At 72.9% G+C, this 26,289-nt stretch carries 28 protein-coding genes; 12 read left to right on the forward strand and 16 right to left on the reverse strand.

The window, feature by feature from the left end:
- Window positions 1-95 precede the first annotated feature (95 nt).
- The 3 genes from IRQ30_RS21460 (at window position 96) to IRQ30_RS21470 (ending at window position 3,135) form a co-directional block, all read left to right on the forward strand.
- Window positions 96-794: an LppX_LprAFG lipoprotein gene (locus tag IRQ30_RS21460; RefSeq protein WP_193614604.1), complete on the forward strand. Its 699-nt coding sequence runs from the start codon at window positions 96-98 to the stop codon at window positions 792-794.
- Complete coding sequence (locus tag IRQ30_RS21465) at window positions 791-2,560, forward strand: MFS transporter (RefSeq protein WP_193614605.1); 1,770 nt, start codon at window positions 791-793, stop codon at window positions 2,558-2,560. The genes IRQ30_RS21460 and IRQ30_RS21465 overlap by 4 nt, the downstream gene beginning before the upstream one ends.
- 80 nt (window positions 2,561-2,640) lie before the next feature.
- Window positions 2,641-3,135: a carbonic anhydrase gene (locus IRQ30_RS21470; protein ID WP_193614606.1), complete on the forward strand. Its 495-nt coding sequence runs from the start codon at window positions 2,641-2,643 to the stop codon at window positions 3,133-3,135.
- Between the two features lie 714 nt (window positions 3,136-3,849).
- Here the strand turns inward: IRQ30_RS21470 and IRQ30_RS21475 are convergent.
- From IRQ30_RS21475 to IRQ30_RS21490, 4 genes are all read right to left on the reverse strand, one after another.
- The gene (locus tag IRQ30_RS21475; RefSeq protein ID WP_193607161.1) at window positions 3,850-4,431 is read right to left on the reverse strand and encodes a DUF3618 domain-containing protein; all 582 of its coding nucleotides are present in this window, start codon (window positions 4,429-4,431) and stop codon (window positions 3,850-3,852) included.
- The gene (locus IRQ30_RS21480) at window positions 4,407-4,835 is read right to left on the reverse strand and encodes a phage holin family protein (protein WP_193607160.1); all 429 of its coding nucleotides are present in this window, start codon (window positions 4,833-4,835) and stop codon (window positions 4,407-4,409) included. Before IRQ30_RS21480 ends, IRQ30_RS21475 begins: the two co-directional genes overlap by 25 nt.
- The gene (locus tag IRQ30_RS21485) at window positions 4,832-5,680 is read right to left on the reverse strand and encodes a hypothetical protein (RefSeq protein ID WP_193614902.1); all 849 of its coding nucleotides are present in this window, start codon (window positions 5,678-5,680) and stop codon (window positions 4,832-4,834) included. Before IRQ30_RS21485 ends, IRQ30_RS21480 begins: the two co-directional genes overlap by 4 nt.
- 151 nt (window positions 5,681-5,831) lie before the next feature.
- Window positions 5,832-6,464: a hypothetical protein gene (locus IRQ30_RS21490; protein ID WP_193614903.1), complete on the reverse strand. Its 633-nt coding sequence runs from the start codon at window positions 6,462-6,464 to the stop codon at window positions 5,832-5,834.
- A gap of 177 nt (window positions 6,465-6,641) precedes the next feature.
- Between IRQ30_RS21490 and IRQ30_RS21495 the strand changes: the two genes are divergently transcribed.
- The gene (locus IRQ30_RS21495) at window positions 6,642-7,442 is read left to right on the forward strand and encodes a DUF2382 domain-containing protein (RefSeq protein WP_193614904.1); all 801 of its coding nucleotides are present in this window, start codon (window positions 6,642-6,644) and stop codon (window positions 7,440-7,442) included.
- Between the two features lie 36 nt (window positions 7,443-7,478).
- On the opposite strand, the gene IRQ30_RS21500 is transcribed toward IRQ30_RS21495, so the two are convergent.
- Window positions 7,479-8,228, reverse strand: coding sequence for a TetR/AcrR family transcriptional regulator C-terminal domain-containing protein (locus IRQ30_RS21500; protein WP_193614905.1), 750 nt, complete (start codon window positions 8,226-8,228; stop codon window positions 7,479-7,481).
- A gap of 80 nt (window positions 8,229-8,308) precedes the next feature.
- On the opposite strand from IRQ30_RS21500, the gene IRQ30_RS21505 reads away from it, so the two are divergent.
- Window positions 8,309-10,507: a DUF4185 domain-containing protein gene (locus IRQ30_RS21505; protein ID WP_193614906.1), complete on the forward strand. Its 2,199-nt coding sequence runs from the start codon at window positions 8,309-8,311 to the stop codon at window positions 10,505-10,507.
- A 31-nt stretch (window positions 10,508-10,538) separates the two neighbouring features.
- Here the strand turns inward: IRQ30_RS21505 and IRQ30_RS21510 are convergent, their stop codons facing one another.
- Entirely contained in the window at window positions 10,539-12,602 is a 2,064-nt protein-coding gene (locus IRQ30_RS21510; protein WP_193614919.1) for a DNA gyrase subunit B, read from the reverse strand.
- 279 nt (window positions 12,603-12,881) lie between these two features.
- On the opposite strand from IRQ30_RS21510, the gene IRQ30_RS21515 reads away from it, so the two are divergent.
- From IRQ30_RS21515 to IRQ30_RS21525, 3 genes are all read left to right on the forward strand, one after another.
- The gene (locus tag IRQ30_RS21515; protein ID WP_134738899.1) at window positions 12,882-13,109 is read left to right on the forward strand and encodes a DUF7455 domain-containing protein; all 228 of its coding nucleotides are present in this window, start codon (window positions 12,882-12,884) and stop codon (window positions 13,107-13,109) included.
- A 91-nt stretch (window positions 13,110-13,200) separates the two neighbouring features.
- Window positions 13,201-13,677 carry a DUF456 family protein gene (locus IRQ30_RS21520; protein ID WP_193614907.1) on the forward strand — a complete coding sequence of 159 codons (477 nt, stop codon included), beginning with the start codon at window positions 13,201-13,203 and terminating at the stop codon, window positions 13,675-13,677.
- 1 nt (window position 13,678) lies between these two features.
- On the forward strand, window positions 13,679-14,512 hold the full coding sequence (locus IRQ30_RS21525) for a DMT family transporter (RefSeq protein WP_193614908.1): 834 nt from the start codon (window positions 13,679-13,681) through the stop codon (window positions 14,510-14,512).
- Between the two features lie 4 nt (window positions 14,513-14,516).
- Here IRQ30_RS21525 and IRQ30_RS21530 read toward each other — a convergent pair whose 3' ends face one another.
- Window positions 14,517-14,687 carry a hypothetical protein gene (locus IRQ30_RS21530; protein ID WP_193614909.1) on the reverse strand — a complete coding sequence of 57 codons (171 nt, stop codon included), beginning with the start codon at window positions 14,685-14,687 and terminating at the stop codon, window positions 14,517-14,519.
- Window positions 14,688-14,804: 117 nt separating this feature from the next.
- Between IRQ30_RS21530 and IRQ30_RS24320 the strand changes: the two genes are divergently transcribed.
- Window positions 14,805-15,158 (forward strand): lipopolysaccharide assembly protein LapA domain-containing protein, encoded by a 354-nt coding sequence (locus tag IRQ30_RS24320; protein WP_193614910.1) that lies wholly within the window; start codon window positions 14,805-14,807, stop codon window positions 15,156-15,158.
- A 12-nt stretch (window positions 15,159-15,170) separates the two neighbouring features.
- Here the strand turns inward: IRQ30_RS24320 and IRQ30_RS21540 are convergent, their stop codons facing one another.
- The 6 genes from IRQ30_RS21540 to IRQ30_RS21565 all read right to left on the reverse strand — a co-directional run bounded on the left by IRQ30_RS21540 (window position 15,171) and on the right by IRQ30_RS21565 (window position 20,283).
- Entirely contained in the window at window positions 15,171-15,794 is a 624-nt protein-coding gene (locus IRQ30_RS21540; RefSeq protein WP_193614911.1) for a TetR/AcrR family transcriptional regulator, read from the reverse strand.
- A 7-nt stretch (window positions 15,795-15,801) separates the two neighbouring features.
- On the reverse strand, window positions 15,802-17,070 hold the full coding sequence (locus IRQ30_RS21545; RefSeq protein WP_193614912.1) for an SGNH/GDSL hydrolase family protein: 1,269 nt from the start codon (window positions 17,068-17,070) through the stop codon (window positions 15,802-15,804).
- Between the two features lie 153 nt (window positions 17,071-17,223).
- The gene (locus tag IRQ30_RS21550; protein WP_338089815.1) at window positions 17,224-18,708 is read right to left on the reverse strand and encodes an RNA polymerase sigma factor; all 1,485 of its coding nucleotides are present in this window, start codon (window positions 18,706-18,708) and stop codon (window positions 17,224-17,226) included.
- Between the two features lie 98 nt (window positions 18,709-18,806).
- A complete protein-coding gene (locus IRQ30_RS21555; RefSeq protein WP_193614913.1) occupies window positions 18,807-19,382 on the reverse strand; it encodes an HhH-GPD-type base excision DNA repair protein in 576 nt (191 codons plus the stop codon).
- A 32-nt stretch (window positions 19,383-19,414) separates the two neighbouring features.
- Entirely contained in the window at window positions 19,415-19,843 is a 429-nt protein-coding gene (locus IRQ30_RS21560; protein ID WP_193607134.1) for a DoxX family protein, read from the reverse strand.
- A 38-nt stretch (window positions 19,844-19,881) separates the two neighbouring features.
- Window positions 19,882-20,283: a universal stress protein gene (locus tag IRQ30_RS21565; RefSeq protein ID WP_193607133.1), complete on the reverse strand. Its 402-nt coding sequence runs from the start codon at window positions 20,281-20,283 to the stop codon at window positions 19,882-19,884.
- A gap of 88 nt (window positions 20,284-20,371) precedes the next feature.
- On the opposite strand from IRQ30_RS21565, the gene IRQ30_RS21570 reads away from it, so the two are divergent.
- A complete protein-coding gene (locus IRQ30_RS21570) occupies window positions 20,372-20,806 on the forward strand; it encodes a hypothetical protein (protein WP_193614914.1) in 435 nt (144 codons plus the stop codon).
- Between the two features lies 1 nt (window position 20,807).
- Here IRQ30_RS21570 and IRQ30_RS21575 read toward each other — a convergent pair whose 3' ends face one another.
- Together IRQ30_RS21575 and IRQ30_RS21580 are read right to left on the reverse strand one after the other, a co-directional pair.
- Window positions 20,808-22,268 (reverse strand): glutamate-cysteine ligase family protein, encoded by a 1,461-nt coding sequence (locus IRQ30_RS21575; RefSeq protein WP_193607131.1) that lies wholly within the window; start codon window positions 22,266-22,268, stop codon window positions 20,808-20,810.
- Window positions 22,269-22,325: 57 nt separating this feature from the next.
- On the reverse strand, window positions 22,326-23,363 hold the full coding sequence (locus IRQ30_RS21580) for a DUF4192 domain-containing protein (RefSeq protein ID WP_193614915.1): 1,038 nt from the start codon (window positions 23,361-23,363) through the stop codon (window positions 22,326-22,328).
- 150 nt (window positions 23,364-23,513) lie between these two features.
- Here IRQ30_RS21580 and IRQ30_RS21585 point away from each other — a divergent pair, with 150 nt between their 5' ends.
- Window positions 23,514-24,890 (forward strand): DNA polymerase IV, encoded by a 1,377-nt coding sequence (locus tag IRQ30_RS21585; protein WP_193614916.1) that lies wholly within the window; start codon window positions 23,514-23,516, stop codon window positions 24,888-24,890.
- A gap of 10 nt (window positions 24,891-24,900) precedes the next feature.
- Complete coding sequence (locus tag IRQ30_RS21590) at window positions 24,901-25,905, forward strand: GNAT family N-acetyltransferase (RefSeq protein ID WP_193614917.1); 1,005 nt, start codon at window positions 24,901-24,903, stop codon at window positions 25,903-25,905.
- On the opposite strand, the gene IRQ30_RS21595 is transcribed toward IRQ30_RS21590, so the two are convergent.
- The coding region (locus tag IRQ30_RS21595) for a 5-oxoprolinase subunit C family protein (RefSeq protein ID WP_193614918.1) at window positions 25,892-26,289 on the reverse strand (398 nt) is incomplete at its 5' end. The two genes, IRQ30_RS21590 and IRQ30_RS21595, sit on opposite strands and share 14 nt — an antisense overlap.

Genomic DNA, 26,289 nt, shown 5'->3' on the forward strand with positions numbered 1-26,289 from the left:
CGGGACACCGGCCCCGCAGCCGCTCGCCGCCGCGGCGGGACCGCTGTCGGCGCGCGTCGGCGTGGCCCCCTCCACCGATGTGGAAGGCTGACCGCATGCGTTCCCGCCTAGCTCCCCTGGCCGTCGCCGGCGCCCTCGTGCTCGCCCTCACCGCCTGCGGAGGCGACGACGAGGGCGGCACCAGCAGCGCCTCGCCCGAGGAGGCGATGGCCACCGCCAAGACCGAGCTCGACGAGACCAGCGGCGTGGCCATCACCCTGTCGACCGACGACCTGCCCGACGGCGTCACCGGCATCCTCGAGGCCGACGGCGTCGGCACCCACGCGCCGGCGTTCGAGGGCACGATCGACGTGTCCATCGCCGCGGGTCAGTTCCAGGTGCCCGTCGTGGCGGTCGACGGCAAGGTCTTCGCCGAGATCCCGCTCAGCCCGGGCATGCAGGAGGTCGACCCCGGCGAGTACGGCGCCCCCGACCCCGCCCAGCTGATGAGCCCCGACAAGGGCTTCTCCTCGCTGCTGGCCGCGACGACCGACCTGGAGAAGGGCGAGTCGATCCGCGGCGGCGAGGGCAACAAGGAGATCTTCACCGAGTACTCCGGCACGGTCCCCGGCGACGTCGTGAAGAACATCATCCCCGGCTCGACGGGCGACTTCGACGCGACCTACACCGTCTCCGACTCCGGCCAGCTGCGCGAGGCCGTGCTCACCGGCGCGTTCTACGAGGACGCCGGCTCCATGACCTACACCCTGGGGTTCGACGACTACGGCACCGAGAAGGACATCACCGCGCCGTGAGCGGCTCGCCGCGCGTGCTGCTCGGCCTCGCCGCGGTGGCGGTGGCGTTCGCCGCCGCCGACACCTACGTCGTCGTCCTCGCGCTGCCGGAGATGGTCGGCGCCGTCGGCGTCTCGACCGAGGAGCTCCAGCGCGCCGCGCCCATCATCTCGGGCTTCCTGCTCGGCTACGTCGCGATGCTGCCGCTGATCGGCCGCATCGCCGACCTGCGCGGCCGGGTGCCCGTGCTCGTCGCGGCGCTGGTGATCTTCGCGTTCGGCTCGCTCGTCACAACGCTGGCCTACGACATGCCCAGCATGGTGTCGGGCCGGTTCCTGCAGGGGCTCGGCGGCGGCGGCCTGGTGCCGGCCACCCTCGCCCTGGTCGCCGACCTCTACCCGCGCGAGCGGCGCGGCGTCCCGCTCGGCGTGGTCTCGGCCGTCCAGGAGCTCGGCAGCGTCATCGGCCCCCTGTTCGGAGCCGTCGTGCTGGCGGTCGCCGACTGGCGCGCCATCTTCGTGATCAACCTCGTGGTCGGCCTGGTCCTGGCCGCCGCCATCCACGCCCTGCGTGGTCGCCCCGTGCCCGAGGACATGCCGCGGCAGGAGGACCGGAGGAAAGGACTCCCCGACTTCCTGGGCGCCCTGCTCCTGCTGGTCACCCTGGGGGCGGGTGCGCTGGTGTTCCTGCGCCCGGCGCGGCTGCTGCGCGACCTCACCTGGGGGCAGATGTTCATCCCGTTCGCCGGTGACGGCCGGTGGCTGACCCCGGTGGGCGCCACCGCGGTCGTGGCGCTGCTGCTGCTCGTCGTGCGGTGCTTCACCGCCCGCAGGCCGCTGGTCGACGGCCCGAGCTGGGTGCGCAGCGCCCGCGACGCCGACCTGACCGGCGCCCTGTTCCTGGCGGTCGCGCTCGGAGGCGTCATCCTGACCTTCGCCACCGCCGACCCCAAGATCCAGCTGGTGGCCGACCAGGGCTGGTGGTACCTCACCGGCTCCGCCATCGCCACGCTCGCCCTGGTCGTGCACCTGCGCCGGACGCCGTCCCCGCTGGTCCCCCGCGGCGCCCTGCGGCGTACGCCGGCCTGGGGCGCCATCGTCGTCAGCTTCTTCGTCGGCGCGGCCCTGATCGCCGCCCTGATCGACATCCCGCTCTTCGCCCGCACGACCGTCCACCGCGACTCGCAGCTGATGGCCGCGCTCGAGCTGGTCCGCTTCCTGGTCGCGCTCCCGGTGGGCGCCGTGGTCGGCGGCTACCTCACCCGCCGCTTCAGTGCCGGGCTCATCACGGCCGTCGGCATGCTGATGGCCGCCGCCGGCTTCGTGCTGATGACCCGCTGGGACATCACCAGCCTCGACAGCCTGCACTCCGACGCGACGCTCGTCCTCTGCGGCTTCGGGTTCGGCCTGGCCCTGGCCCCGGTCAACGCCGCGATCCTGGCCAGCACCGACGACGACGTCCACGGGGTGGCCAGCGCGATGGTCGTCGTCGCACGGATGGTCGGCATGCTCGTGGGCATCTCCGCGCTCACCGCGATCGGCCTGCGCCGCTACTACGCCTACCTCGAGGACAACCCGATGCCGGCGGCCCGGGAGGTCTGCGACGGCAAGACCCGCTGCCGGGCCTTCAGCGACCTGCTCGCGGGCGCCGGGATCCCCCAGGAGCACGCCGTCTTCGCCGGCGCCGCCGTGTGCGCCGTGCTCGCCGCCGTGGCCGCCCTGGTGCTCTTCCGCGGGGCCGCGACCCGCTCGTTCAGCACCGCCGACGTCCTGCGCGCAGGCGGCTGAGGCCTCCCGGCTCCTCGGCCGGTGTCCACGGTGCCGACGCGGTCTCCCGGTCGTCGTCCGGTTCGGCTAGGTTCGCGGTCGTGGCTGACTTCGACGACCTGCTCGCCGCCAACCGTGACTTCGCCTCCGACTTCGCGCTGAGCGGCTTCGACGGTGTGGCCCACGCGGGCGTGGCGATCGTGACGTGCATGGACTCGCGCATCGACCCCCTCGGCATGGTGGGCCTCAAGCCGGGCGACGCCAAGATCTTCCGCAACCCCGGAGGCCGGGTCACCCCCCAGGCCCTCGAGGCGCTGGTGCTCGGCACCCACCTGCTGGGCGTCGACCGGATCCTGGTGGTGCCCCACACCCGCTGCGCCATGGCGAGCAACACCGAGGAGGAGATCCGCGAGCGGATCTCGGCGTCCTCGGGCCAGGACGCCTCGTGGCAGACCTTCGGCGTCATCGCCGACCAGATCCAGGCGCTCACCGAGGACATCGCCCGCATCCGCACCCACCCGCTGATCCCGACCACCACGGTCGTCGGCGGCTTCGTCTACGACGTCGACACCGGCCTGCTGCAGCAGCACCTCTGACCCCGGCGCCGCGCTGCGTCCACGGTGGTTGAGGTGCGAGCGCCAGCGAGCCTCGAAACCGCGTCTTCGGTGGTCGAGCAGCGAGGAGCGCCAGCGACGAGCGGCCGTCGAGACCCCTGCACCTCTGGCTGTCTCCTCGGGCTGATCTGGGTGCCGCGCGCTTAGCCGGTCGCGTCTCCGCCTCAAGGATCGCCTGCGGCGCCCGCTTCGCGGCGCCCTTCGGGCGTCCTTGACCCGGAGCCTCTCTCGACCGGCTTGACGGCGCACGGGGCGGACACGGCTTCGCCGCGCCGCCCGCGCAATGCGCGGCACCCCTCGGGCGAGGCTCCTGGGGCTGGTGTGACTGGTGGTGCGACGACCGACACTCAGCGTCGGCAGTTGGTCACCACACCAGGCCGGCCGAGCGTGAAGCGGCCGGCGCCAGGCTCGAACTGCCGACGTGGGTGACCGATAGGCAGGGCCCGCGCTGTTAGCGGGCGGCGCGGCGAAGCCGTCGCCGCCCGTGCGCCGCCCCAGCAGCCCGGGAGAGGCTCGGAGTCAAGGACGCCGAAGGCGCCGCGAAGCGGGCGAAGCTCCTTGACGCCGAGACCCGGGCTGCTAGCGCGCGGGCCAACACCAGCCCCGCACCCGACACACCGAACGACATGCCGAACGGGCCGGCACCCGCTTCGAGCGGATGCCGACCCGCGGCGCTGACCTGCGGTCAGTCGAGCGTCAGGACTGGCCGGGGGCCGACGACCTGACGTTCTCGGCGGAGGACTGGCCCTCCTCCTGGACCCGGCCGGCCGACTCCTGCGCGGTCTGCTTGACCTGCTGGGCCGCGTCGGTGGCGTGCTCCTTGAGCTGGTCGCCCACCTCCTGGCCGACGGACTTGGCCTCGTCGACGAGCGGCTGCCCGTGCTCCTTGGCCGCGTCGACCACCTTCTTGGAGGCGCTCGCCTCGGCCCGGCTGGCAGGGATCAGACCGGCGATCACGAGCCCGGCGGCGAACGCCACCGCTCCCGCAGCGAGAGGGCTGCCCTGGACGGAGTCACCGGCGCTGCTGGCGGCGTCCTGGACACCACCCTTGACGCTGTCGGCCGCACCCGAGACCGACGACTGGGCGGACCCGGCGGCGGACTGCGAGCTGCCCATGACCTTGTCCTTGACGCCCAGGACGCGGTTGCGCGCGGCCTCCTTGCGACGCTCGACGATGGCGCTCGGGCTGACGCGGTCCTGCAGTGCGTCCAGGTCGTTCGCGAGGTTCTCGCGGGTGCCTGCGATCTCGGTGCTCAGCTCTTCTGTGCTTTGGCCCATCGGACATCCTCCTTGAGGGTTTGCTGCGTCTCGGGTAGCTGGGGGTTGCTCTCCTGGATCGCCTTCTTGCCGACCACGGCGAGGACGGCGGCGACGACGCCCCACACCACGGTCACGATCAGGGCGGCGAGCCAGAGGTCCATGGCCTCGCCGAGGCCGAACATGGCGGTCAGGGACAGGAACAGCAGGACGAAGTAGCCGGCGACGCCGGCACCTCCGAGGAGACCGGCGCCCTTGCCGGCCTTGCTCATCTCCTGCTTGAGCTCGGTCTTGGCGAGGTCCATCTCCTGGCGGATCAGGGTCGTGATGTCCTGCGTCACGTCACTGACGATCTGGCCCAGGCTGCGCTGGTCCTGGTCGCCGGCGGCGGTGGACCCGCCGTCGTAGGGAGGTGTCGAGGTCACGGCGTGTACCCCGGCATCGACTGCGTGGAGGGCGCGGGGGCCCCTGCGTTCTCCGCGTCGGAGAGCGGAGACGAGGTCAACGGGTCGGACGAGACCGGCGCCGTCGACTGCGGCTGGCCGACCGTGGGCAGGCCCGTCTCCTGCACCGGCGCCGGAGGCGTCGGGTGCCCGGACGTCGCGGGCGTCGCGGGCGACACGTCGGCGGACGAGTCGTCCTGCGCCGCCTTGGCGCCCCGCGCCAGCCGGCCGGCGACGATGCCTGCGGCGAGGGCGCCCGCCAGGAACACACCGGGGCGACGGCGCGCGAACGAGCGGACGTCGTCGAGCAGCTCCGCGGGCTCACGGCCGTCGAGGTGGTCGCCCAGGGTGCGGGCGCGGTCCGCGACCTGGCGCGCCAGGTCGGAGGCCAGACCCGAGGCCTCGGATCCCTCGGCCATCTGCTTCAGGTCGTCGCTGAAGGTGCCCAGGGTGCCGACCAGACGGTCGCGCTGAGAGCGCGACTGCTCGTCGACCTGACCGAGGGCCTCGTCGAGCAGGCCACGGGCGTGGTCCTTGGCCTCGGAGGCGACCTTCTTGGCCTCCTCGCCAGCGACGCCGGCAACGTGCTTCGTCTCGTCGGCCGCGGTCGACGCGGTCTCCTGGGCAGCGTGCTTGGCGTCCTGCGCCTTGTCCGCGACGCCGGACGACGAGTCGTCGCCGCCGGTGCTGTCGCTCGTGCCGGTGCTGCTGGTCTCGTACGCGGTGTCACCCAGGGGGGTGTCGCCCAGCGGCGAGTCGAGGCCGAGGCCGGTGTCGTAGGAACCCGGCGTGGAGCCGGGAGGCGTGCTGGGGGGTGTCGTGCTCATGAGGACTCCTCATCGTTGCTGGATGAACCTGGTACCCACCGTCGGTGGTTGCAGCCCGGTGACACCGGGAACCACCCCTCCGGGTGGGGCTCAGGCCGTGCGTTCGCTCAGCTGCCGGTCGGTGCACCTCCCGCCCGAGGGCGTGAGCCGCTCATCGGCCCGCCGCGCGGTCGACCCGGTCGTGGTAGCGGTGGCCGACCTTGCCGCCGACGACGGCGGCGAGCAGCGTGACCACGAGGACCACGACGGCGGTGACGATGCCGCCGGTGCCGGCCTCGTCGGCGGACAGGGGCAGGTTCGGCAGGTCGACGCGGTCGAGGATGTTGTACTCGGACCCGAAGAACGCCCCGAGGCCGAAGGCGACCAGCGTCACGAGCAGGCCGATGAGCCACACGACGAGTCCCTGGCGACCGCCGTCGAAGCGGCACATGCGCCCGGCGACGTACCCGCCGGCGAAGTAGCCGATCGCCAGGACGAGCGCGAGGACGACCGCCGCCGAGATCCCGATCGTGCCGGCCTGCCGCTCCGCCTCGCTCTGCCCGACGTCCATGCTCGAGCCCACCGCGGCCACGACCGCCCCGACGATGCTGGTGAGCAGGATGGCGAGCGCGATGGCCACCAGCCACCCGAAGAAGGAGGCGCCGAGGTTCACCCCGCCGAACCGCTCCTTCGCGGCCTCGTGTGAACGTCCGTCGTCGTGCCGGTCGTCGTGTCGTTCCCTGGCCCCGCCGCTCGCGGTGTCCGCGTCGATCCTGGTGGAGCCTCGCTTCTCGTTCCGGTCCATCGTCCACCTCACTGGTACGGGGCAGCCAGGGCGGATGCTCCGTGGCTGACGGCCCGTACCCGAGCTCCTTACGGTGTAAACGTTTAAGACTTACGTTGTAAATGTTTCTCGTCGGATCGGGATTGGATGCGACCGCCCAGGGATACCGAGCGGTCCCCACGACACCCAGGAGGACCCATGCTCAACGAGAGCGACGCACAGCAGATGATCGGCCGCACCGCCTACGACCAGGACCGGAAGAAGATCGGCAAGGTCGGCCAGGTGTTCCTCGACGACACGACCGGGCGCCCCGACTTCGTCACGGTCAACACCGGGCTGTTCGGCACGAAGGAGTCGTTCGTGCCCTTGCAGGACGCCCGGATGGACGGCGACGACCTCGTGCTGGCCGTCCACCAGGACCAGGTCAAGGACGCCCCGAGCGTCGACCTGGACGGCGACCACCTCGACCCCGCGGAGGAGGACCGCCTCTTCGCGCACTACCGGCTCTCCTCGGCCTCCGGAGCCGGTGGCGACGCGTCCGACACCGACCGCAGCAACGCCGGCACCGACGGCGACGCCGACGCCGACGCCGATCGTGGGCACGACACGTCCGGGCCCGCGACCGACGACGCGATGACCCGCTCCGAGGAGCAGGTGCACGTCAGCACGACGACCGAGGAGGCCGGACGAGTCCGGCTCCGCAAGTACGTCACCACCGAGATGGAGACGCACACCGTCCCGGTGCGCAAGGAGCACGCCGTCCTGGAGACCGAGCCCATCACCGACGGCAACGCCGGTGAGGCGCTCGACGGCCCGGCGATCTCCGAGGAGGAGCACGAGGTGGTCCTGCACGAGGAGCGACCGGTCGTGGAGAAGACCACCGAGCCCGTCGAGCGGGTGCGTCTGGGCACCGAGACGGACGTGGAGGAGCAGACCGTCAGCGAGGAGGTCCGCAAGGAGCACATCGAGGCGGACGGCGAGGTGGACGACCGCCGCTAGTCACCCCGGACCCGAGCGCGCCCGTGACGGGCGCCCTCAGGCCAGGTCGACGTGCTGGTTGGCCTGGATCAGCGCCATGCGCGCGAGCAGCTCCTCGAGGGCGTCCTCGAACTCCACCGCGGCATGGTCCTCCGAGAGCGGCCGGCGCAGGCGGCGGACCGTGGGGTACTCCGCCAGCGTCTCCCCCGGCGGCTCCTCGTCGGTCTCGACGACGTCGAGCGGGCCGACGTCCGCCCCGTGCGTGGCCACCTCGAGCAGCAGGTGACCGAGCAGGAAGCTGGTGAAGGCGCGGTAGGCGCCCACGGCGGCTGCGTCGTCGAACCCCTCCGACTCCAGCCCGTTCAGGAAGGCCTCGACCCACTCGAGGCTGCGCAGCGGGGGTCGCAGCCACGGCGCCTGCGCCGGACGCGACGCGACGAGCGGGAAGCACTTGGGGTGCGCGAGCGCCACGCGTCGCACCCCGTGCGCCAGACGCTGCAGGAAGTCCTGCCAGCCGGCCGTCGGGGCGTCGAGGACGTCGTCGTCGTGCCGCATCTCGTCGATGATGTGCTCGACCACCGCGTCCAGCAGGTCCTCGCGCCCGGGCACGTAGCGGTAGAGCGACATGGCCTCGACCCCGAGCCGCTCCCCGAGGCGACGCATGGTGAGAGCGGGAAGGCCGAACTCGTCGATGAACTCGACGGCGCTGCCCACGATCCGCTCGCGGCTCAGCGGCACCCGCTCCGAGGGCGCGGGCTCGCCCGCCACGACCCTGGCGTCCGCGTCCGGCTGCTGGTGCTCAGACATGTCCCCTCCCCCGCACGAGCATACGGACCCCCCGCCCCGCCCTCACCCCTCCGGGTCGTACGGCGTGCCAGGGTGAGCACATGAGCAGCGCCGTACGCCGACCGGCCGTGCTCGTGTGCCTGCTGCTGCTGGGCGGGGGGATCGCCTCCCTCGTGGGTCTGGCGGTCCATCCGGACACCGGCACGCCACACTCGGTCCCGCTGGTCGTGGTCGCTCCGGGCGTCGTCGCCGACGCGCTGGCGGACGAGGCGAACGCGCTCGACGACCGGCCCTTCGCCGCCGTCGCGGCGGACGAGGCGGACGGCGAGCAGGCGCGCGACGAGGTGGCCGACGGCACCGTCGTGGCCACGCTCGTGGTGGACCTCGCGGGCACCCGCGACACCCTGGTGCTCAACGCCGGACGCGATCCCGGCCTCAACGACGCCGTCCTGGACCGGGTCCGGCAGAACGAGGCCACCCGCGACCGGACGGTCCGCGTCGAGCGGGTGGGACAGCGGACGGGCGCCGCCTCGCACGCCTACGACCTGTGCCTCGTGGCCGCCGTGCTGGGCTTCCTGGCCGTGGTGGTCATGTCCGCCAGGGGTGGGCCGGTCGCCCTGACGCTGCGCCGCGGAGCCGGTCGCATCGTCGAGCTGGCGGCGCTGGCCGTCGTCGCCGGACCGACCCTGGCCGCGCTGCCCTGGACCGGTGTCGCGTCGGACCACGCGGCCGTCGCCGCCGTGGTCGGCCTGCACGTGCTCGTGGTCGCGGTGCTCACCCTCGCGCTCGAGTCGCTGGCCGGGCTGACGGGTCTGGCCCTGGCCGCGCTGTCCTTCGTGGTCCTCAACGCACCGCTCGTGGCGCGGCTCGATCCCCTCCTGCTCCCGAGCCCCTGGGCCGCGATGGCGTCCTGGTCGCCCAGCGGCGCCGCCTACCGCGCCGTCGAGGCGCTCACGGCCCTGGACGGCGATCAGCTGCTCCGGCCCGTGCTGGTGCTGCTCGCCTGGCTCGCCACGGGACTGCTGACCCTGCTGTCGGCGCGGTGGGTGCGGGCCCGGCTGCGCGCGCTCGTCGCGTCGTCCGCGGCGGGCGACGCACCCGTCCGCATCGGCGACGTCCGCGTCTGGTGGTCGCTCGCCGTCGTGGTCCCGGCGGCCGCCCTGCTGCTGTCGGCGACGCTGCTGGTGCCGGAGAGCGCCCCTCCGGCCGGGGCGCTGCCCTCGCGGGCCTCGCAGACCGAGTGCGTCGCCACCGGCGAGCTGGAGGACGTGGCGGACCTGAACCGGGTCGCCGGCCGGCTCCGCGGCAGCCCCGCGTTCCAGGGAGGGGACGTCGGCGCCGACGTGCTGCTCCAGGACGGGCGCCGGCTCTGGGTGTTCGGCGACACCTTGCGGGACCCGGACTTCGACGGGCAGACCTTCGTCCGGAACTCGATGCTCGTCGTCGGTCCCGGGTGCCTGAGCGTGGTCGTGCCGCCCGAGCGCGACGCCGTGATCCCGGACCGGACCGACGCCTCCGCTCCCCCGGGCACACCGCCCGTGGGGTACTGGCCGATGTCGGTCGGGCGCGTGGAGCGCCCCGGCTACGACCTCGTCAGCGTCGCGACCCAGCGCGTCCGCACGGTCGGGGACGGGGCCTTCGACTTCGAGAACCTCGGGACGTCGATCGCCGTCTTCGTCGTGCCCCGCGGAGGGACCCCCCAGCTGGTGACGCAGCGCGACATCGGCGCCGACGACGCGGACACCACGCGGACCACGTGGGGCGCGGCGGCCACGATCGTGCATGACGGCGACGGGCCGTGGGTCTACCTCTACGGCACGTCCAGGCCCGACACCTCCGGCGCCTTCGGCTTCGCGATGCGGCTGGCCCGGGTGCGTCCCGACGACATCCTGGACGCGCGGCGGTGGCGCTACTGGGACGGCGCCGCCTGGGCCCCGAGCGAGCGGAGCGCCGCCACGCTGATCCCCGCCCAGGGCGGGGTGTCGCAGACCCTGAGCGTCTTCCGCGATCGCGACACCTGGTACGCCCTGAGCAAGCAGGACGAGGTGCTGGGCACCAACCTCACGGTCTGGACGGCGCCCTCCCCCACGGGCCCCTTCACCCCGCAGCCGCCGCTGGCGCAGCTGCCCTCCGACACGGTCACCGGGCTCCTGCGCTACATGCCGCTGGCCCACCCGGACCTGCTGCCGCGCCCGGGCACGATGGTCGTCTCCTACAGCCGCAACAGCACGGACGTCGGCGAGGTGGTGCGGGACCCCCTGCTCTACCGGCCGCGCTTCCTGCGCGTCACGCTCCCCTGACCGTGCGCGGACCCGACGACTGCCCGTCCGCTCAGGCGTCGAGCGACTCCACGTCGACCTCGTAGGCGCCCTGCACGATGAACTCCTTGCGGGGCGCGACCTCCGAGCCCATGAGCAGCTCGAAGACCTGCGAGGCCACGTCGGCATCGTCGATCGTGATCCGGCGCAGCGTGCGGTGACGGGGGTCCATCGTGGTCTCGGCCAGCTGGTCGGCGTCCATCTCGCCGAGCCCCTTGTAGCGCTGGACGGGGTCCTTCCACTTGACGTTCTTCTTCTTCAGCTCCGCGAGCGTGCGCTGCAGCTCGTCGTCGGAGTAGGTGTAGCGGTACTTGTCCATGCCCTTCTTGGGGTTGGAGATCTCGATGCGGTGCAGCGGGGGGACCGCGGTGTAGACGCGACGCTCCGTGATCAGCTCGGGCATGTACTTGAAGAACAGCGTGGCCAGGAGGCAGCGGATGTGGGCGCCGTCGGAGTCGGCGTCGGCCATGAAGATGATCCGGCCGTAGCGCCGGGCCTCGAGGTCGAAGGTGCGTCCGGAGCCGGCCCCGACCACCTGGATGATCGAGGCGCACTCGGCGTTCTTGAGCATGTCGCCCACCGAGGCCTTCTGGACGTTCAGGATCTTGCCGCGGATCGGCAGCAGCGCCTGGAACTCCGAGTTGCGGGCCAGCTTGGCCGTGCCGAGGGCGGAGTCGCCCTCCACGATGAACAGCTCGGTGCGGTCGTTGTCGTTGGCGCGGCAGTCGGCGAGCTTCGAGGGCAGGGCCGAGGACTCCAGGGCGTTCTTGCGGCGCTGCGTCTCCTTGTGCTGACGTGCGGCGAGCCGGGTCTTGGAGGCCGCCACGACCTTCTCCATGACCAGCTTGGCCTGGGCCTTCTCGGCCCGCTTGGTGGAGGTCAGGAACTTCTTCAGCTCCGTCGAGACCACCCGTCGCACGACGGAGCGCACCGCCGGGGTGCCGAGGATCTCCTTGGTCTGGCCCTCGAACTGCGGCTCGGCCAGGCGGACGGTGACCACGGCGGTCAGGCCCTCCATCACGTCGTCCTTGATGACGTCGTCGTCGCTGACCCTGAGCGCCTTGGTGGCCCGCATCGACTCGTTGAAGGTCTTGGTGAGCGCGGCCTCGAAGCCGCTGACGTGCGTGCCGCCCTTGGGGGTGGCGATCACGTTGACGAACGAGCGCAGCTCGGTGTCGTAGCCGGTGCCCCAGCGCGCCGCGATGTCGACGCTCAGCTCGCGCTCGACCTCCTGCGGGGTCATGTGGCCCTGGGCGTCGAGCATCGGCACGGTCTCGGTGAAGGTCTCCATGCCCTGCAGCCGCAGGATGTCGGTCACCGGCTCGTCGGAGGCGAGGTACTCGGCGAACTCCGCGATGCCGCCGTCGTGGCGGAACTTCTCCTCGACCGGGACCTCGCCGCGCAGGTCGCGGATCACCAGCTCCAGGCCCGGGACGATGAACGACGTCTGCCGGGCGCGGCCCAGCAGCCCCTCGAACTCGAAGGTCGCGTCCTTGGTGAAGATCTGGCGGTCCGGCCAGAAGCGGATGCGGGTGCCCGTCCTGCCCTTGGCGACCTTCTTGCCCTTGCGGGTCAGGCCGGAGCGGGGGGTGAACGCCGCCGCGGGACCGTCACCGTCGAAGACGCCCGGGTTGCCGCGGTTGAAGCTCAGGCCCGTCTGGGCCGGGGAGCGGTCGACGTCGATGTCCATGCGGGACGACAGCGCGTTGACCACCGACAGGCCGACGCCGTGCAGGCCGCCCGTGGCGACGTAGGACCCGCCGCCGAACTTGCCACCGGCGTGCAGCTTGGTGGCCACCACCTCGACCCCGGGCAGCCCCGTCTTGGGCTCCTTGTCGGTGGGGATGCCGCGTCCGTCGTCGTGCACCTCGACGGAGTCGTCGGCGTGCAGGGTGACCTCGACGCGGTGCGCGGAGCCCGCCAGCGCCTCGTCGACGCCGTTGTCGATGATCTCCCACAGGCAGTGCATGAGGCCGCGGGTGTCGGTCGAGCCGATGTACATGCCCGGTCGTTTGCGCACCGCCTCCAGTCCCTCGAGGACGAGGAGGTGGGCGGCGTTGTAGGTGTTGTCGGCGATCGTGGGGCTCCTGGCAGGCGTGGCGTTCGCGGTGCTTCGAACGCCTCCGAATCTACCTGCGACACGCCGCGCGGCGGTGAAGGCTCGCTCGCCCGCGCCGCCCTACGGTGAGCGGACGAAGAACCGTCCTCCCCACCTGTCCAGTCCAGGGCATGGGAACCAGGAGATCGGGGAATGCTCAGTCGTGATTGGATCGAGGTGTCCCAGGACACCTGGCGTCGGGAATGTTGTCCCCCCTCGCTAGGTTGAGAGAGACACCACCCGAGAAATGAGGCCGACGTGACAACTGCTGTTGCCCCTAGTGCTCCTCTGACTGCCGAGGACCGCTGCGACCGTTGCGGTGCGCAGGCCTACCTGCGTGTCGAGCTCCAGACCGGCGGCGAGCTCCTCTTCTGTGCCCACCACGCTCGCGAGCACGGTGACAAGCTCAAGGAGGTCGCCATCAACCTGGTCGACGAGACCCACAAGCTCACGACCCCGGCAACGACGCCGCGAGACGAGCACTGAACAAGTCCCACCGCAGACTTCGACGATGGCCCCCGACGCGAGTCCGGGGCCATCGGCCATTTCCGGCCGGTGACCTGACAGGCTGAGCGCCGTGAGCCTCAGCGAAGTCCTGGTCGCGCTGGCGATCGCCGTCGGCCTCGCCGGCATCCTGGTCCCGGTCCTGCCCGGGTCCATCCTGGTCCTGGCCGCCGTCCTCGTCTGGGCCGTGCAGGTCGGCGGCGGGGTCGCCTGGACGGTCTTCGCGGTCGTCACCGTGCTCCTCGTGGTGGGCGGAGTCGTGAAGTACGCCGTCCCCGGGCGTCACCTCAAGGCCGCCGGCATCCCCGCCTCGACCCAGTGGGCCGGCGCCGGCCTCGCCGTCGTCGGGTTCTTCGTGGTCCCGGTGCTCGGGCTCTTCCTGGGCTTCGTGCTCGGCATCTACCTCGCCGAGCACCGCCGCGTGGGCTCGGCGCGAGCCTGGCCGTCCACGGTCCAGGCGCTGCGTGCCGTCGGCCTCAGCATCCTCATCGAGCTGGCCGCCGGCCTGCTCGCCGCCGCGGCCTGGGTCGTCGGCGTGGTCCTCACCTGACATGACGCTGCTGCTCTCGCTCCTGGCGGCCGCCTCCTACGGCCTCAGCGACTTCGTCGGAGGCGTCGTCTCCAAGCGGGTGAGCCCGTGGACGATCGCCCTGGTGGGTCAGCTCGGTGGCGCGGTGCCGTTCCTCGTGATCGGCCTGACCCGGGACGCGTCCCTCGGCTCCGAGGTCCTGGCCTGGGCGGCGCTCGCCGGTCTCGGCAACGGCCTCGGGACGACGTTCCTCTACCGCGGCCTGTCGTCGGGCCGGATGGGCGTGGTGGCACCCGTCTCGGGCGTGGGCGCCGCACTCCTGCCGATCCTCGTCGGGCTAGCCACCGGCGAGCGCCCCTCACCGCTCGTGTGGCTGGGCATCCTGGCCGCCATCCCGGCGATCTGGCTGGTCGCCCGCGAGCCCCGCTCCCGCTCCTCCGACCGCGCGGGCTCCGGGGCCCTGGACGGGGTCCTCGCCGGCGTGGGCTTCGGCACCCTCTTCTCGGCGCTCGCGCAGGTGCCGGAGGAGGCCGGGGTGCTTCCCCTCGCGCTGAACCAGCTCGTCGCGGCCGCCGTCGTGGTCGCGGTGGCCGTCGTGCTGCGCGTGCCGTGGGTGCCCCGTCAGCCGGCAGCGCTGCTCGGGCTGGTGAGCGGCTGCCTGGGCGCGGCGGCGACGGGGCTCTTCCTGGTGGCCACCCGCGGCGGCAACCTGACCGTCGCCGCCGTGATCACCTCGCTCTACCCGGCCTTCACCGTCCTGCTCGCGCTGGCGGTCCTGCGCGAGCGCGTGCACCTGGCCCAGGCCGTGGGCCTCGGCCTCTGCGCGGTGACCGTCGTCCTGGTCGCGCTCGGCTGACCGGTCAGCGGCTCTTGCGACCGCTCGCCGACACGAACACCGCGACCAGGGCCACGACGGCGGCACCGAGCCCGATCCACATGCCGTTGCCGTCGTAGGTCAGCGCCGCGACCAGCAGGGCGACCGCGACGATCAGCAGCACGACGGAGAACGCGGACAGGGAGGATCGGCTCATGGGGTCTCCTGGGGTGAGGAAGGTTTTCGAACGCCCGCTTACCCAGGGCCGGGGCAACCCAACCATCCCGGCACCGCGGGGTCGGTTGGCCAGGTGCCCTGCGGGGTACCGCAAGCCGTGACCCAGATCCCCGACGAGCCCCGCGACCCGCGGCCCCTGGACGAGCCGCCCGCCGAGCCGACGCCCCGCGTCGAGCCGACGCCCCGCGTGGACGACGACCCCCTGCGCGGCTCGCGGACCAGCGGCTTCTGGGCCGCCGTGGTCGGGCTCGGGGTGGTCCTCCTGCTGCTCATCATCTTCATCGCGCAGAACACCCGGAAGACCACCGTGTCCTTCCTCGCCTGGGACGGGCAGGTGCCGGTCGCCGTCGCCATCCTGATCGCGGCACTCGCCGGTCTCTTCCTCGCCGGCCTGGCCGGGACCCTCCGGATCCTCCAGCTGCGTCGCCGCATCCGGCGCACCCGCCGCTGAGCGCGACCGTCCTCACCCGCCGCTGAAGCGCGCCTGCACGTAGGCCGCGACCATGCCGGACAGCTCCTCGACCGCCGCCTCGCGACCCTCGGCGTCGACGGGCGCCCGCCCCAGGGTGTGCCGCACCGTCTCGACGCAGAGCGCCACCACCCGGCGCACCTCGGTCGGGTCCCCGCCCGGCGTCCCGACGCCCGCGGAGCGCAGCGCGCCCACGAAGAGGTCCACGACGCTCTCGCGGACCTGGTGGGCCGGGGAGTCCCCGTCCTCGGGGGGCAGCTCCTCGGTGAGCCGGTAGTAGCCGGGGTGCGCCAGCTGGAGCTCCGCGGCCTGGCTCACCAGCGTGCGCACGACCTGCGCCAGATCGGCGCCCGGCGCCACCTGGGCGACCGTCGCGGCGTACGCCGGCGTCAGGTCGGCGAGGTAGCGCCGGGTCAGCGCGTCCACGATCGCGTCCTTGTCGGGGAAGAAGCGGTAGAGCGCCCCCACCGACAGCCCGGCGCGGGCCGCGATCGCGCGCGTCCCGGCCGCGGCGACCCCCCGGCCGCTGATCTCCTGCTCGGCGGCCTCGAGGATCCGCTCCACGGTCTCCCGGGAGCGCCCCTGCTGGGGCTCGCGTGCGGCGCGGGCGGCCGTCATCTCGGCGTCATCCCGCCGAGATCTCCCCCGACGGTGCCCGCGAGCAGGTGACCTGCGGGCCGCCACGGCCCCAGGCGGCGCTCAGGCACTGGCCCAGGACCTGGTGCCCGGCCGCGCTGGGGTGCCACGACTCCTGGCAGGTCTGGTAGTAGGACTTGCAGGTGTCGGTGACCCGCTTGATGTCGAGCTTGTCGAAGGGCCCGAAGCTGTCCACGAACACCCCGGACGGCCCGTCCATCACCCGCAGCGGGGTCGCCAGGGCGTTGGCCGGGCTGCCGGGCTGCTCGCACAGCCGGGCGCCGTCGAAGGCGCGCTGCACGTTGAGGTAGGTGATGTCGGCGCCCGGACGCTCCGCACGCAGCGTGCTCGCGACGCCGGCGACCAGGGAGCCGAGTCCCTGGGAGAACCGGTGGGCCGGGGCGAGCGTGGCCACGTCGGCCGGGCAGCCGGCGGCGTAGCGCTCGTCGACCAGCGCGCGGTACTTGTCGCGCTCGTCGTCGCGGCCGCTCTCGGTGAGGTACTGCGCGGCATAGGCCTGAGGCAGCGGGTTGGTGTAGTCCTGCAGCACCACGCGGTGCTGGCCGTCGGCGTCAATCTCGTCCAGCACGTCGAGCACCTGGCGCACCGCTGCGGTCGTGTCGGCCTGCGCCCCGGCGAACTGCTGGGCGTTGGCGAGATCGGCATCGGTGCAGGGCTTCTCGTTGAGCTTGGTGCCGTTGACCCAGTTGAGGATGTCGACCCAGATCTCCCACCAGCCGGTGTAGCCGTCTCCGACGAAGCGTCCCGCGCACTCGGCCGCGACCGTGCCGAAGGTGAAGTGGGCGTTGTTGGAGCCCAGGCCGAGCAGCACGAGGTCGATGTCGTGGTCCGCGCCGACCTGCCGGAGCTGGTCGATCTGGCTGGCCACGGTGCGGCCGGCCGGCCGCGCCGAGGACGCGGTCGCCATGTCGGCCGGCTGGGCCCCCGAGCAGGCGAGGTTCACACGGTCGGTGATGCCGGGGAGGCTGGCCACGGCGATCGAGGCATTCGGGGACCGGTGGCAGAAGTAGGCGTTGCTGTTGGCCGACGACCACCCGGGGAACCCCTGCTCCACACCGGACTGGTCGACCACGGCGCTGTAGCCGCCGGCGCCCTCGCCGCTGATGAAGGAGTCGCCGAGCGCGACCGCGGTGGGTGGCAGCGGGTCGGCCTGGGCGGGCCCGGTGGTGACGCTGATCGACAGCGCCCCCAGGGCGAGGGACGCGGCGGCGGCCGCGACGGTGCGACGTACGGACATGGAGACCTCCCGAGAAGCGCGCCCGCGGAACGCGAACGCTTGTTCGCGATCTTTCGCCCGCGGAGGCACGGCGTCAAGGGGAACCTTCCGGACGACGACGCCGCCCGCCCCCACAAGGGGGACGGGCGGCGCGGACGCGGGTGGCTGCTGGGGTCAGTCCAGGTAGTCGCGCAGGACCTGCGAGCGCGAGGGGTGACGCAGCTTCGACATGGTCTTGGACTCGATCTGACGGATCCGCTCGCGCGTCACGCCGTAGACCTTGCCGATCTCGTCGAGCGTCTTGGGCTGGCCGTCGGTGAGGCCGAACCGCATCGACACCACGCCGGCCTCGCGCTCCGAGAGCGTGTCGAGCACCGCGTGCAGCTGCTCCTGCAGGAGCGTGAAGCTGACCGCGTCGGCCGGGACGATGGCCTCCGAGTCCTCGATCAGGTCGCCGAACTCCGAGTCGCCGTCCTCGCCGAGGGGCGTGTGCAGCGAGATCGGCTCGCGGCCGTACTTCTGGACCTCGATGACCTTCTCGGGGGTCATGTCGAGCTCTTTGGCCAGCTCCTCGGGCGTGGGCTCGCGGCCCAGGTCCTGGAGCATCTGGCGCTGGACGCGCGCGAGCTTGTTGATGACCTCGACCATGTGGACCGGGATCCGGATGGTGCGGGCCTGGTCGGCCATGGCGCGGGTGATCGCCTGGCGGATCCACCACGTGGCGTACGTCGAGAACTTGTAGCCCTTGGTGTAGTCGAACTTCTCGACCGCGCGGATCAGACCGAGGTTGCCCTCCTGGATCAGGTCCAGGAACAGCATGCCGCGGCCGGTGTAGCGCTTGGCCAGCGAGACCACGAGCCGCAGGTTGGCCTCGAGGAGGTGGTTCTTGGCGCGACGGCCGTCCTCGGAGATCCACTCGAGCTCCTCGAGCACCTTGGGCGTGATCTTGCCGCCCTTGGCGAGCTTCTCCTCGGAGAAGAGGCCGGCCTCGATCCGCTTGGCGAGCTCGACCTCCATCTCGGCGTTGAGGAGGGGCACCTTGCCGATCTGCTTGAGGTAGTCCTTGACCGGGTCGGCGGTCGCACCGGCGACCATGACCTGCTGCTCGGGCTCATCGGTCTCGTCGGCGGCGGAGACGATGAACGTCGCGGACTTCTCGTCCTCGACGATCGTCGGGTCGGCCTTGACGTCCTTCTCGAACTCCTCGTCGGGGATGTCCGGGAGGGCCTTCTTGCCGTCGGCGCCGACCGCGGCGACGACGGTCTCGGCCGCGGCCTTCTTCGCCGGCGCCTTCTTGGCGGGGGCGGCCTTCTTGGCGGCCGCCTTCTTCGCCGGTGCCTCGGCCGGCGCCTCGGCGGCTGCGGCCTTCTTCGCCGGCGCCTTCTTGGCGGTGGCCGTGGCGGTGGTGGTCTTGCGGGGGCTGCCGGCGGCGGCGACCCGGGCGCCGGCGGCCGGCATGGCCACCGAGATGCCGAGCGAGCTCAGGTGCGCGAGCAGGGCCTTGAGGTGGCGCGGCTCGACCGCGGCGGCCTCACTCGCCTGCCTGACCTGGTCGGGCGTCACGCTCGCCGACGGCGCGGCCTGCTGGAGCAGGGCCTCGACGGCGGGGTGGGACAGGACGTCGGCAGGGATCTTGCGCGCGTTCGAAGACACGAACACCTCTCGTCAAACTGGCTGTGGGCGCGGCAAGACCCGGTGTCGTCAAGAGCCGCTGCTTCATTCTGCCACGGGGTGCGTGAGGTCCCCACACGGACCCGCTACTGCGGGCCGGCGGCGGCCTTGGCGGCCGCCTTCTGCTGCTTCTTGTGGTCGCGCACCTTCTGCAGCGAGTCGCCGTCGACCACGTCCGCGACCGAGCGGTGACCCTCCAGGGCGTAGTCCCCCACGGCCTGCTCCCAGCCGTCGGGCCGCACGTCGAGCTGCTTGGCGAGCAGGGCCGTGAAGATCCGCGCCTTCTGCTTGCCGAACCCCGGCAGCTCCATCACCCGCTTCAGCAGGTCCTTGCCGTCCGCCGCCTCGGTCCACAGCCGCTCCGTGCGGCCGTCGTAGCGCTCGACCACCAGCGCCGCCAGCTCCTGCATCCGCGCCGCCATCGAGCCCGGGAACCGGTGCACCGCCGGCGGCGTCGCGCACAGCGCGGCGAACTCCTCGGGGTCGGCGCTCGCGATGGCCTCCGGCTCGATGCTGCCGAAGCGCTCCAGCACCTTGGCCGGTCCCCGGAAGGCGTGCTCCATCGGGTACTGCTGGTCGAGCATCATCCCGACGAGCAGCGCGAACGAGCTGTCGGTCAGGACCTGGTCGGCGGCGTCGTCGCCGGTGATGTGGATGGCCATCCCCCGATTGTGCCGCAGCGCCTGGGGGGTCCCTAGCCTCGCCGGCGGGGCCGGTCCCGCCAGGCGCCGGTGGCCCACAGCGCCCAGGCGACGAGCAGCGGCTGGAAGAACAGGCGGACGAAGCGCTTGCGGTCGGTGTCGAGGCCGAAGGCGTCGGTGTGCTCGAGGTACTGCGCGATGTTGCCGGGGAAGATCGCCACGAAGAACGCCGCCGCGAGCAGGCCGACCCCGATGCGACCGCGGCCGAAGGCGACCAGCGCGGCGCCCAGACCGATCTCGACGGCGCCGGACACCACGACGACGGGGTCGTCGGAGACCGGGAACCAGTCGGGCACCTGCGCCACGAACTCCTCGCGGGCGAACGTGAGGTGGCTGACGCCGGCGAAGACCAGGATGCTGCCCAGCAGCACGCGTGCGGCCGTGCGCTGGCGGGAGGTCGGTGGCGCGTCCCAGAGGCTCATGCCTCCGAGACTAGGCCGCCCGTCGGCCGCGAGGGTGCTCAGTCCGCCTTCACGGCCAGCACCGGGCAGTGGGCGTCCAGCAGGACGCGCTGCGCGTTGGAGCCCAGGATCAGCTTGCCGACCGGCGTCCGGCGACGCAGGCCGATGACGATGAGCTCCGCGGAGTTGGCCTCCGCGATGCTGATCAGGTCCTCGGCGGGCTCGAAGCCGCGCACCAGCTGGCGCAGCTCGTAGGTCACGCCCTGGGCGTCGAGCTTGGCGCTGACCGCCGCCATGTCGGTCTCGAGCTGGTCGGCGGCCTGCTTGTCGTAGCCCGCTCCCCCGCGATGGGAGTTGACGACCACCAGGTCGGCCCCCCTCAGCTTGGCCTCGGCGATCGCCTGATCCAGGGCAGCCTCACCCTCGGGCTTGGGCACGTAACCGACCACGACTTTTCCCATGTCGGGCACCGTACCGGTCCGCGGGCCCTCGTGGGGAGCCTGTGGAGAACCACGGCGCGGCGCAACCGGTGTCGGGCACGCTGCCCCCATGGCCGAGGGACTGCGCGCACCGCTCGCGCCCGCGCTGCACCGGCTGCTGCGGCGGGCGGTCCTCGACCACGCCACCGCGGAGCACCGGCGCCGCTTCCTGCCCCTGGTGCACGTCGGGGTGCCCGGCGAGCGCGAGACGGTGTTCGCCGTCCGCCTGGACGAGCCCACCGACCACGCCCTGCGCACCGACATCGTCTCGGCCATGGTGAGGAGGGTCCGGCGGCCCGGCCCCACGGCGATGGTCTGGCTCACCCGCCCGGGGGCGCTCGAGCCGCAGGACGTCGACCTGGCCTGGCTGGCTGCGGCCCGGTCGGCCTACGGGGAGCTCGCGCTCCCGCTGGTCATGGTCGTCGTCAACCGCCACGGCTGGCGCGACCCGCGCAGCGGCGCGGAGTGTCGCTGGCAGCGCCTGCGCCCACGGGGCGGAAGCTGAGCTACCAGGTGTGCACCGGCTCGTTGGTGTGCATCCGCTCGCGGTAGTCGAGCAGCGTGGCGCGCAGCGCGTCGTAGCGGTCGTCGCCCCGCCGCTCGTGCATCTGCCGCACGAACCACTCGGCGCCGTTGCGGCCGGTGAGGCAGCGCTGCTCGATGATCCCGAGCATCCGGTCGATCTCGGCGCCGGTCGCCCCCCAGGCCTCGAGCCCCTCCTGCGCCATGGGCAGCAGCCGGCGCAGCACCAGCTCGGTCGCCTGGACCTGCCCGACGCCCGGCCAGTAAATCTGGGCGTCGATGCCGTGCTGGGCGGCCACGTGAAAGTTCTCCTCGGCGGCGCTGAACGACATCTGCGACCACAGCGGCCGCTCGCTCTCGGCCAGCGCGCGCACCAGCCCGAAGTAGAACGCCGCGTTGGCGATCGTGTCGGCCACGGTCGGCCCGGCGGCCAGGACGCGGTTCTCGACGCGCAGGTGCGGGACGCCGTCGCTGATGTCGTAGACCGGGCGGTTCCAGCGGTAGATGGTGCCGTTGTGCAGGCGCAGCTCGGAGAGCACCGGGGTGCCGCCCGCCTCCAGCACCTCGAGCGGGTCCTCCTCCTCGGTGATCGGCAGCAGCGCCGGGAAATAGCGGACGTTCTCCTCGAACAGGTCGAAGATCGAGGTGATCCAGCGCTCGCCGAACCACACCCGGGGCCGCACGCCCTGTGCCTTGAGCTCCTCGCTGCGGGTGTCGGTGGCCTGCTCGAAGAGCGGGATCCGGGTCTCGCGCCACAGCTCCTTGCCCAGGAGGTACGGCGAGTTGGCGCCGACCGCCAGCTGCACCGCGGAGATCGCCTGGGAGGCGTTCCAGTAGGTGGCGAACTGGTCGGGCGAGGTCTGCACGTGGAACTGCGTGCTGGTGCACGCGGCCTCCGGCACGATCGAGTCGGTGGTGGTGCGCAGCCGCTCCGGGCCCGTGACCGCGATCGTGATGTCCTCGCCGCGGGCGTTGAGGATCTGCTCGCTCAGCAGGCGGTAGCGCGGGTTGCCGCTGAGCGACGCCGGCGACATGTGCCCCTCCGCGAGGGTGGGCAGGATACCGATCATCACCAGGTGGGCCCCGACCTCGGCGGACTTGTCCTCCGCGTCGTTGAGGCTGCGGCGCAGGTTGTCCTCGAACGTCGTCAGCCCGCCCTCGCGCAGCTTGGCCGGCGGGACGTTGATCTCGATGTTGAACTGCCCGAGCTCGGTCTGGAAGTCGGGGTCGGCGATCGCCTCGAGCGCCTCGCTGTTCTTCAGCGCCGGGTCGCCGCGCTCATCGACCAGGTTGAGCTCCACCTCGAGGCCGGTCATCGGGTCGTCGGTGTCGAACGCCGCCTCGCGCAGCATCCGGGCGAACACGTCGAGGTTGCGCCTGACCTTCTCGCGGTGCCGCGTGCGGTCGGCCCGGGTGAACTCCTGTGCGTCGACCTCTTCGCCCATGCAGGCACCCTAGTGCTGCCAGGGGCGGCGGGACCCTCACCCGCACAGGCGTGGTGCTCACGCCGACCCGTCCGACGCGCGCAGCCCCTCCGCCCAGTCGGCGTCGGCCTCCCACTCCTCCGGCGGCACCGCGTGCTCGAGCAGCATCGCGAGGTGGCTCGCCAGCCCGTAGCGTGGCTCGACCTCGTGCACCCGGTCGAGGGCGCACCACGCCAGGGCGCCGTCGCCGGCCTGCCAGGCGGCCCACCCGAGCAGGGCGGCCGGGCCGGCCAGCAGCTCCTGCGGGCAACGCCGCACCAGGTCGGCCCAGAGCTCGACGTGGGCGCGGGCCTCCGCGCGGCGGATCAGCTGCCACGCCGCGTCGCGCAGCCGCAGCAGCAGCACCGCGCGGAGCAGCCGGGCGGCCTCGCCGTCGGTAGGGCGGGAGCCGTCGGCCACATGACGGCGCACCGTGTCCTGGACCCAGCGCCCCTCCACCAGGAGCACGGGCGTGGGGGGCGGGTGGTCGCGGTCCCACTCCCCCGTCGGCCGGCCCCTCCGTCCTCTCCGCCCTCTCGGCCCCTCGGCGAGCGCCGCCGCCACCGCGGCCACCCGCACCGGGTCGGACCGCAGGGTCGCCTCGAGCTCGGTGCGTGAGCGCAGGGTGACCCGACCGCGGAGCACCGCGTCGACCAGGAACGGGTGGGCGCTGACGTCGTAGGGCACCCCGACCTCGCGGACGACGCGGTCGCCGTGGAGCAGCGGGAACCAGCGCCCGTCGTGGGCGCGCAGCGTCTCGAGCACCGCGATGCCCTCCCCACGGCAGCGGTCGCGCAGCCCGCGCGCCAGACGCCCGGCCAGGACCTCGTCGTCGGTGTAGAGCACGAACACCACGCGCTCCACGCGGTGCCGGCGGGCCGGCCCCACCAGGGACGTCACGACGTCGGGCACCTCGTCGAGGCAGAGGGGCAGGTCGACGCGGGCCTGGAACGCGCGCCCGCCGAAGGTGAGCATCACGACCGACTCCTCGGGCGCGAAGCCGAGGGTCACCGGCACCATGGCCAGCAGGTCCTCGGGGCACGTGGCGGTCATCGACAGCGGAGCGTGGTGGGTCATGCAGGCACCGTGCTCCTCACGGCCGTCACCGCGCCGGCGACGAGGACCGGTCTGGGGAGGACGACGCGCCGAGACCTCTCCTGTGCACGGCAGCCGGCCCGTCGGACCCGGGTGCGGGCACCCGTCGGTGCCCGCGGGTAGTTTGCGAGCGTGCGCGCGCAGGCCTCGGTCCTCCACCTGGACCTCGACGCCTTCTTCGCGGCGGTCGAGCAGCGTGACAAGCCCTCGCTGCGCGGCAAGCCCGTCGTGGTCGGCGGGACCGGCGGCCGCGGCGTGGTCGCGACGGCCTCCTACGAGGCCCGCACGTACGGCGTGAGGTCGGCCATGTCGACGCGCGAGGCGCGCTCGCGCTGCCCCCACGCGGCGTTCCTGAGCGGCCGCTTCCACGCCTACCGCGAGTCCAGCAACGCCGTGATGGGGCTGCTGCGCTCGGTCTCGCCGCTGGTCGAGCCGCTGTCGCTGGACGAGGCGTTCGTCGACCTCGAGCGCGCCGGGCTTCCCGACCTCGAGCTGCCCACCGTGACGGCGTTCGCCGAGGACCTCCGCTCGCGCGTCACCGAGGTCACCCGCGGTCTGACCTGCTCCGTGGGCCTCGGCTCCTCGAAGTTCATCGCCAAGGTGGCCAGCGAGATCGACAAGCCCGACGGGCTGACCGTGGTGCCTCCCGGCACCGAGGTGGCGCTGCTGCGCCCGCGGCACGTCAGCGTGATCCCCGGCGTGGGCCCGGCCACCGCGGAGCGGCTGCGCCGCGCCGGCATCCACACCGTCGCCGAGCTGGAGGCGGTCGACCTCGACGAGCTGGTGCGCCTGGTCGGCAAGGCCCACGGCACCGGCCTGTGGCACCTCGCGCGGGCGCTGGACGACCGTCCCGTCCTGGCCGAGCGGGAGGCGAAGTCGGTCAGCGTCGAGGGCACCTACGAGACCGACCTGACCGACCGCAGGCTGATGGAGGGCCTGCTCACGCGGCAGGCCGGCGAGGTCGCCACCCGCCTGCACAAGCACGGCCTGTCCGGACGCACGGTCACGATCAAGGTGCGCCTGCACGACTTCACCACGCTGAGCCGCTCCTCGACGCTGAGCTCCCCCACCGACTCCACCGCCACCATCGGCCGGCTGGCTCGCGCGCTGCTGGCCGACCTCGACACCTCCGGCGGGGTGCGGCTGCTGGGCGTCGGCGTCTCCGGCCTGGCCGACTGGATCCAGGACGACCTCTTCGGCGAGTCCGACCCGGAGGTCGTGGAGGAGGAGCCCGAGCAGGTCGAGGCGCCCAGCACCCGGCGCCCAGCCTGGGCGCCCGGGATGGACGTCGTGCACGCCGGGCTCGGCCGGGGCTGGGTGTGGGGCTCGGGTCGCGGCGTCGTGACGGTGCGCTTCGAGACCGCCGAGACCCCGGCCGGCCCGGTGCGCTCCTTCCCGATCGACGACCCCGACCTCGTCGCCTGGCAGCCTCCCCCCGACGACGACGACGCGGACGCGGACGCCACCGACGACGGAAACTCGCTCGCGCCGACCCCGCCGCCGCCCTAGCGTGCGAGGCATGGACCTGCGCCCGATCGACCTCCACGACGACGCCGTGATGGCTGCGGTGCACCGGGTCTACGACCTCGCCCGCCACGTCGACCGCCCCGATGCCCCGCGCTTCACGTGCGCGGAGTACGTCGCGGCCCTGCGCGCTCCCGACAGCGGCGAGCGGGCCGAGCACGTCGCCGCCCACGACGGCGACGCCCTGGTCGGCTTCGGCATCGTCTACCTCTTCCTGCTCGACAACACCGACAAGGCATGGGTCGAGGTCTTCGTCGACCCCGCCCACCGCGGCCGGGGCGTCGGCTCGGCGCTCCTGGAGCACCTGACCGGCATCGCGGTGTCCGCGGGGCGCCGCCAGGTCCTCGCCGACGCGACGATCCCGTTCGACCGGCTCGACGACCATCCCTACCGGTCCTTCGCGGAGGGTCGGGGCTTCACGCAGTCCAACATCGAGGTGGTCCGCCACCTGGACCTGCCGGTCGACGCCGCGCGGCTCGAGGAGTGGTCCGCCCTCGCCTCCGAGCGGGCCGACGGCTACCGCATCGAGACCTACGTCGGCCGCTTCCCCGACGAGCACGCCGAGTCGCTCTGCGTCCTGCTGGGCCAGCTCGCCGTCGACGCGCCCACCGGCGAGGTCGACTTCGAGGAGGAGGTGATGACCCCGGAGCGGCTCGCCGAGACCTACGCCATGTCGGCGAGCATGGGCCGCGAGACCTACGAGAGCGTGGCCCTCACGCCCGACGGCGTCGTGGCGGCCCAGTCGACGCTCCAGGTCCCGGTCGCCGAGACCTCCCCCGACGCCTTCCAGTGGGGCACCTTCGTGCACCGCGAGCACCGCGGCCACCGGCTCGGGCTGGCGGTCAAGACGGCCAACCTGCGCGCCGTCCAGGAGCGTCGCCCCCACATCCGCCGGGTCCGCACCCAGAACGGCGAGACCAACCAGTACATGATCGCGATCAACGAGCTGGTCGGCTTCCGGCCGGTCGAGGCCTCGGTGGAGTTCGTCAGGCGGGTGTGAACCGCACCCGGTCGCCCGGCCGCAGCTGCGCGCACCGCCACAGGTCGTCCTCCTCGACCACCGCCGGCACGGGGTAGCCGCCGGTCGGCGGGTGGTCGGCCAGCAGCACCACCGGCAGGCCGCTGGGCGGCACCTGCACGGCGCCGAGCACCATCCCCTCGCTGGGCAGCTCGCCCGCGCGCACCCGCTCCAGCCTCGGACCCTCCAGCCGCATGCCCACGCGGTCGGAGGCCTCCCCCACGACGTACGGCGCGCGGCACAGCGCCGCGAGGGTCCCCGGCGCGAACCAGTCGGCCCGTGGCCCCGGACGCACCCGCAGCGGCCCGGGCCGGGGCGCGCGCGGGGTGTCGTGCGGGGCGGGGCCCGCCGTCGACGGCCCGACCG

This window comes from Nocardioides lijunqiniae (genome assembly GCF_015024225.1).
Lineage (GTDB): Bacteria > Actinomycetota > Actinomycetes > Propionibacteriales > Nocardioidaceae > Nocardioides > Nocardioides lijunqiniae.

Excerpts from the sequence above, each read along its gene's own strand:
- IRQ30_RS21460 (WP_193614604.1), top strand. The coding sequence starts at position 96 with ATGCGTTCCCGCCTAGCTCCCCTGGCCGTCGCCGGCGCCCTCGTGCTC.
- IRQ30_RS21475 (WP_193607161.1), bottom strand. The coding sequence starts at position 4,431 with ATGGGCCAAAGCACAGAAGAGCTGAGCACCGAGATCGCAGGCACCCGC.
- IRQ30_RS21485 (WP_193614902.1), bottom strand. The coding sequence starts at position 5,680 with ATGAGCACGACACCCCCCAGCACGCCTCCCGGCTCCACGCCGGGTTCC.
- IRQ30_RS21490 (WP_193614903.1), bottom strand. The coding sequence starts at position 6,464 with ATGGACCGGAACGAGAAGCGAGGCTCCACCAGGATCGACGCGGACACC.
- IRQ30_RS21495 (WP_193614904.1), top strand. The coding sequence starts at position 6,642 with ATGCTCAACGAGAGCGACGCACAGCAGATGATCGGCCGCACCGCCTAC.
- IRQ30_RS21500 (WP_193614905.1), bottom strand. The coding sequence starts at position 8,228 with ATGTCTGAGCACCAGCAGCCGGACGCGGACGCCAGGGTCGTGGCGGGC.
- IRQ30_RS21505 (WP_193614906.1), top strand. The coding sequence starts at position 8,309 with ATGAGCAGCGCCGTACGCCGACCGGCCGTGCTCGTGTGCCTGCTGCTG.
- IRQ30_RS21525 (WP_193614908.1), top strand. The coding sequence starts at position 13,679 with ATGACGCTGCTGCTCTCGCTCCTGGCGGCCGCCTCCTACGGCCTCAGC.
- IRQ30_RS21530 (WP_193614909.1), bottom strand. The coding sequence starts at position 14,687 with ATGAGCCGATCCTCCCTGTCCGCGTTCTCCGTCGTGCTGCTGATCGTC.
- IRQ30_RS21540 (WP_193614911.1), bottom strand. The coding sequence starts at position 15,794 with ATGACGGCCGCCCGCGCCGCACGCGAGCCCCAGCAGGGGCGCTCCCGG.
- IRQ30_RS21545 (WP_193614912.1), bottom strand. The coding sequence starts at position 17,070 with ATGTCCGTACGTCGCACCGTCGCGGCCGCCGCCGCGTCCCTCGCCCTG.
- IRQ30_RS21555 (WP_193614913.1), bottom strand. The coding sequence starts at position 19,382 with ATGGCCATCCACATCACCGGCGACGACGCCGCCGACCAGGTCCTGACC.
- IRQ30_RS21560 (WP_193607134.1), bottom strand. The coding sequence starts at position 19,843 with ATGAGCCTCTGGGACGCGCCACCGACCTCCCGCCAGCGCACGGCCGCA.
- IRQ30_RS21565 (WP_193607133.1), bottom strand. The coding sequence starts at position 20,283 with ATGGGAAAAGTCGTGGTCGGTTACGTGCCCAAGCCCGAGGGTGAGGCT.
- IRQ30_RS21570 (WP_193614914.1), top strand. The coding sequence starts at position 20,372 with ATGGCCGAGGGACTGCGCGCACCGCTCGCGCCCGCGCTGCACCGGCTG.
- IRQ30_RS21575 (WP_193607131.1), bottom strand. The coding sequence starts at position 22,268 with ATGGGCGAAGAGGTCGACGCACAGGAGTTCACCCGGGCCGACCGCACG.
- IRQ30_RS21580 (WP_193614915.1), bottom strand. The coding sequence starts at position 23,363 with ATGACCCACCACGCTCCGCTGTCGATGACCGCCACGTGCCCCGAGGAC.
- IRQ30_RS21590 (WP_193614917.1), top strand. The coding sequence starts at position 24,901 with ATGGACCTGCGCCCGATCGACCTCCACGACGACGCCGTGATGGCTGCG.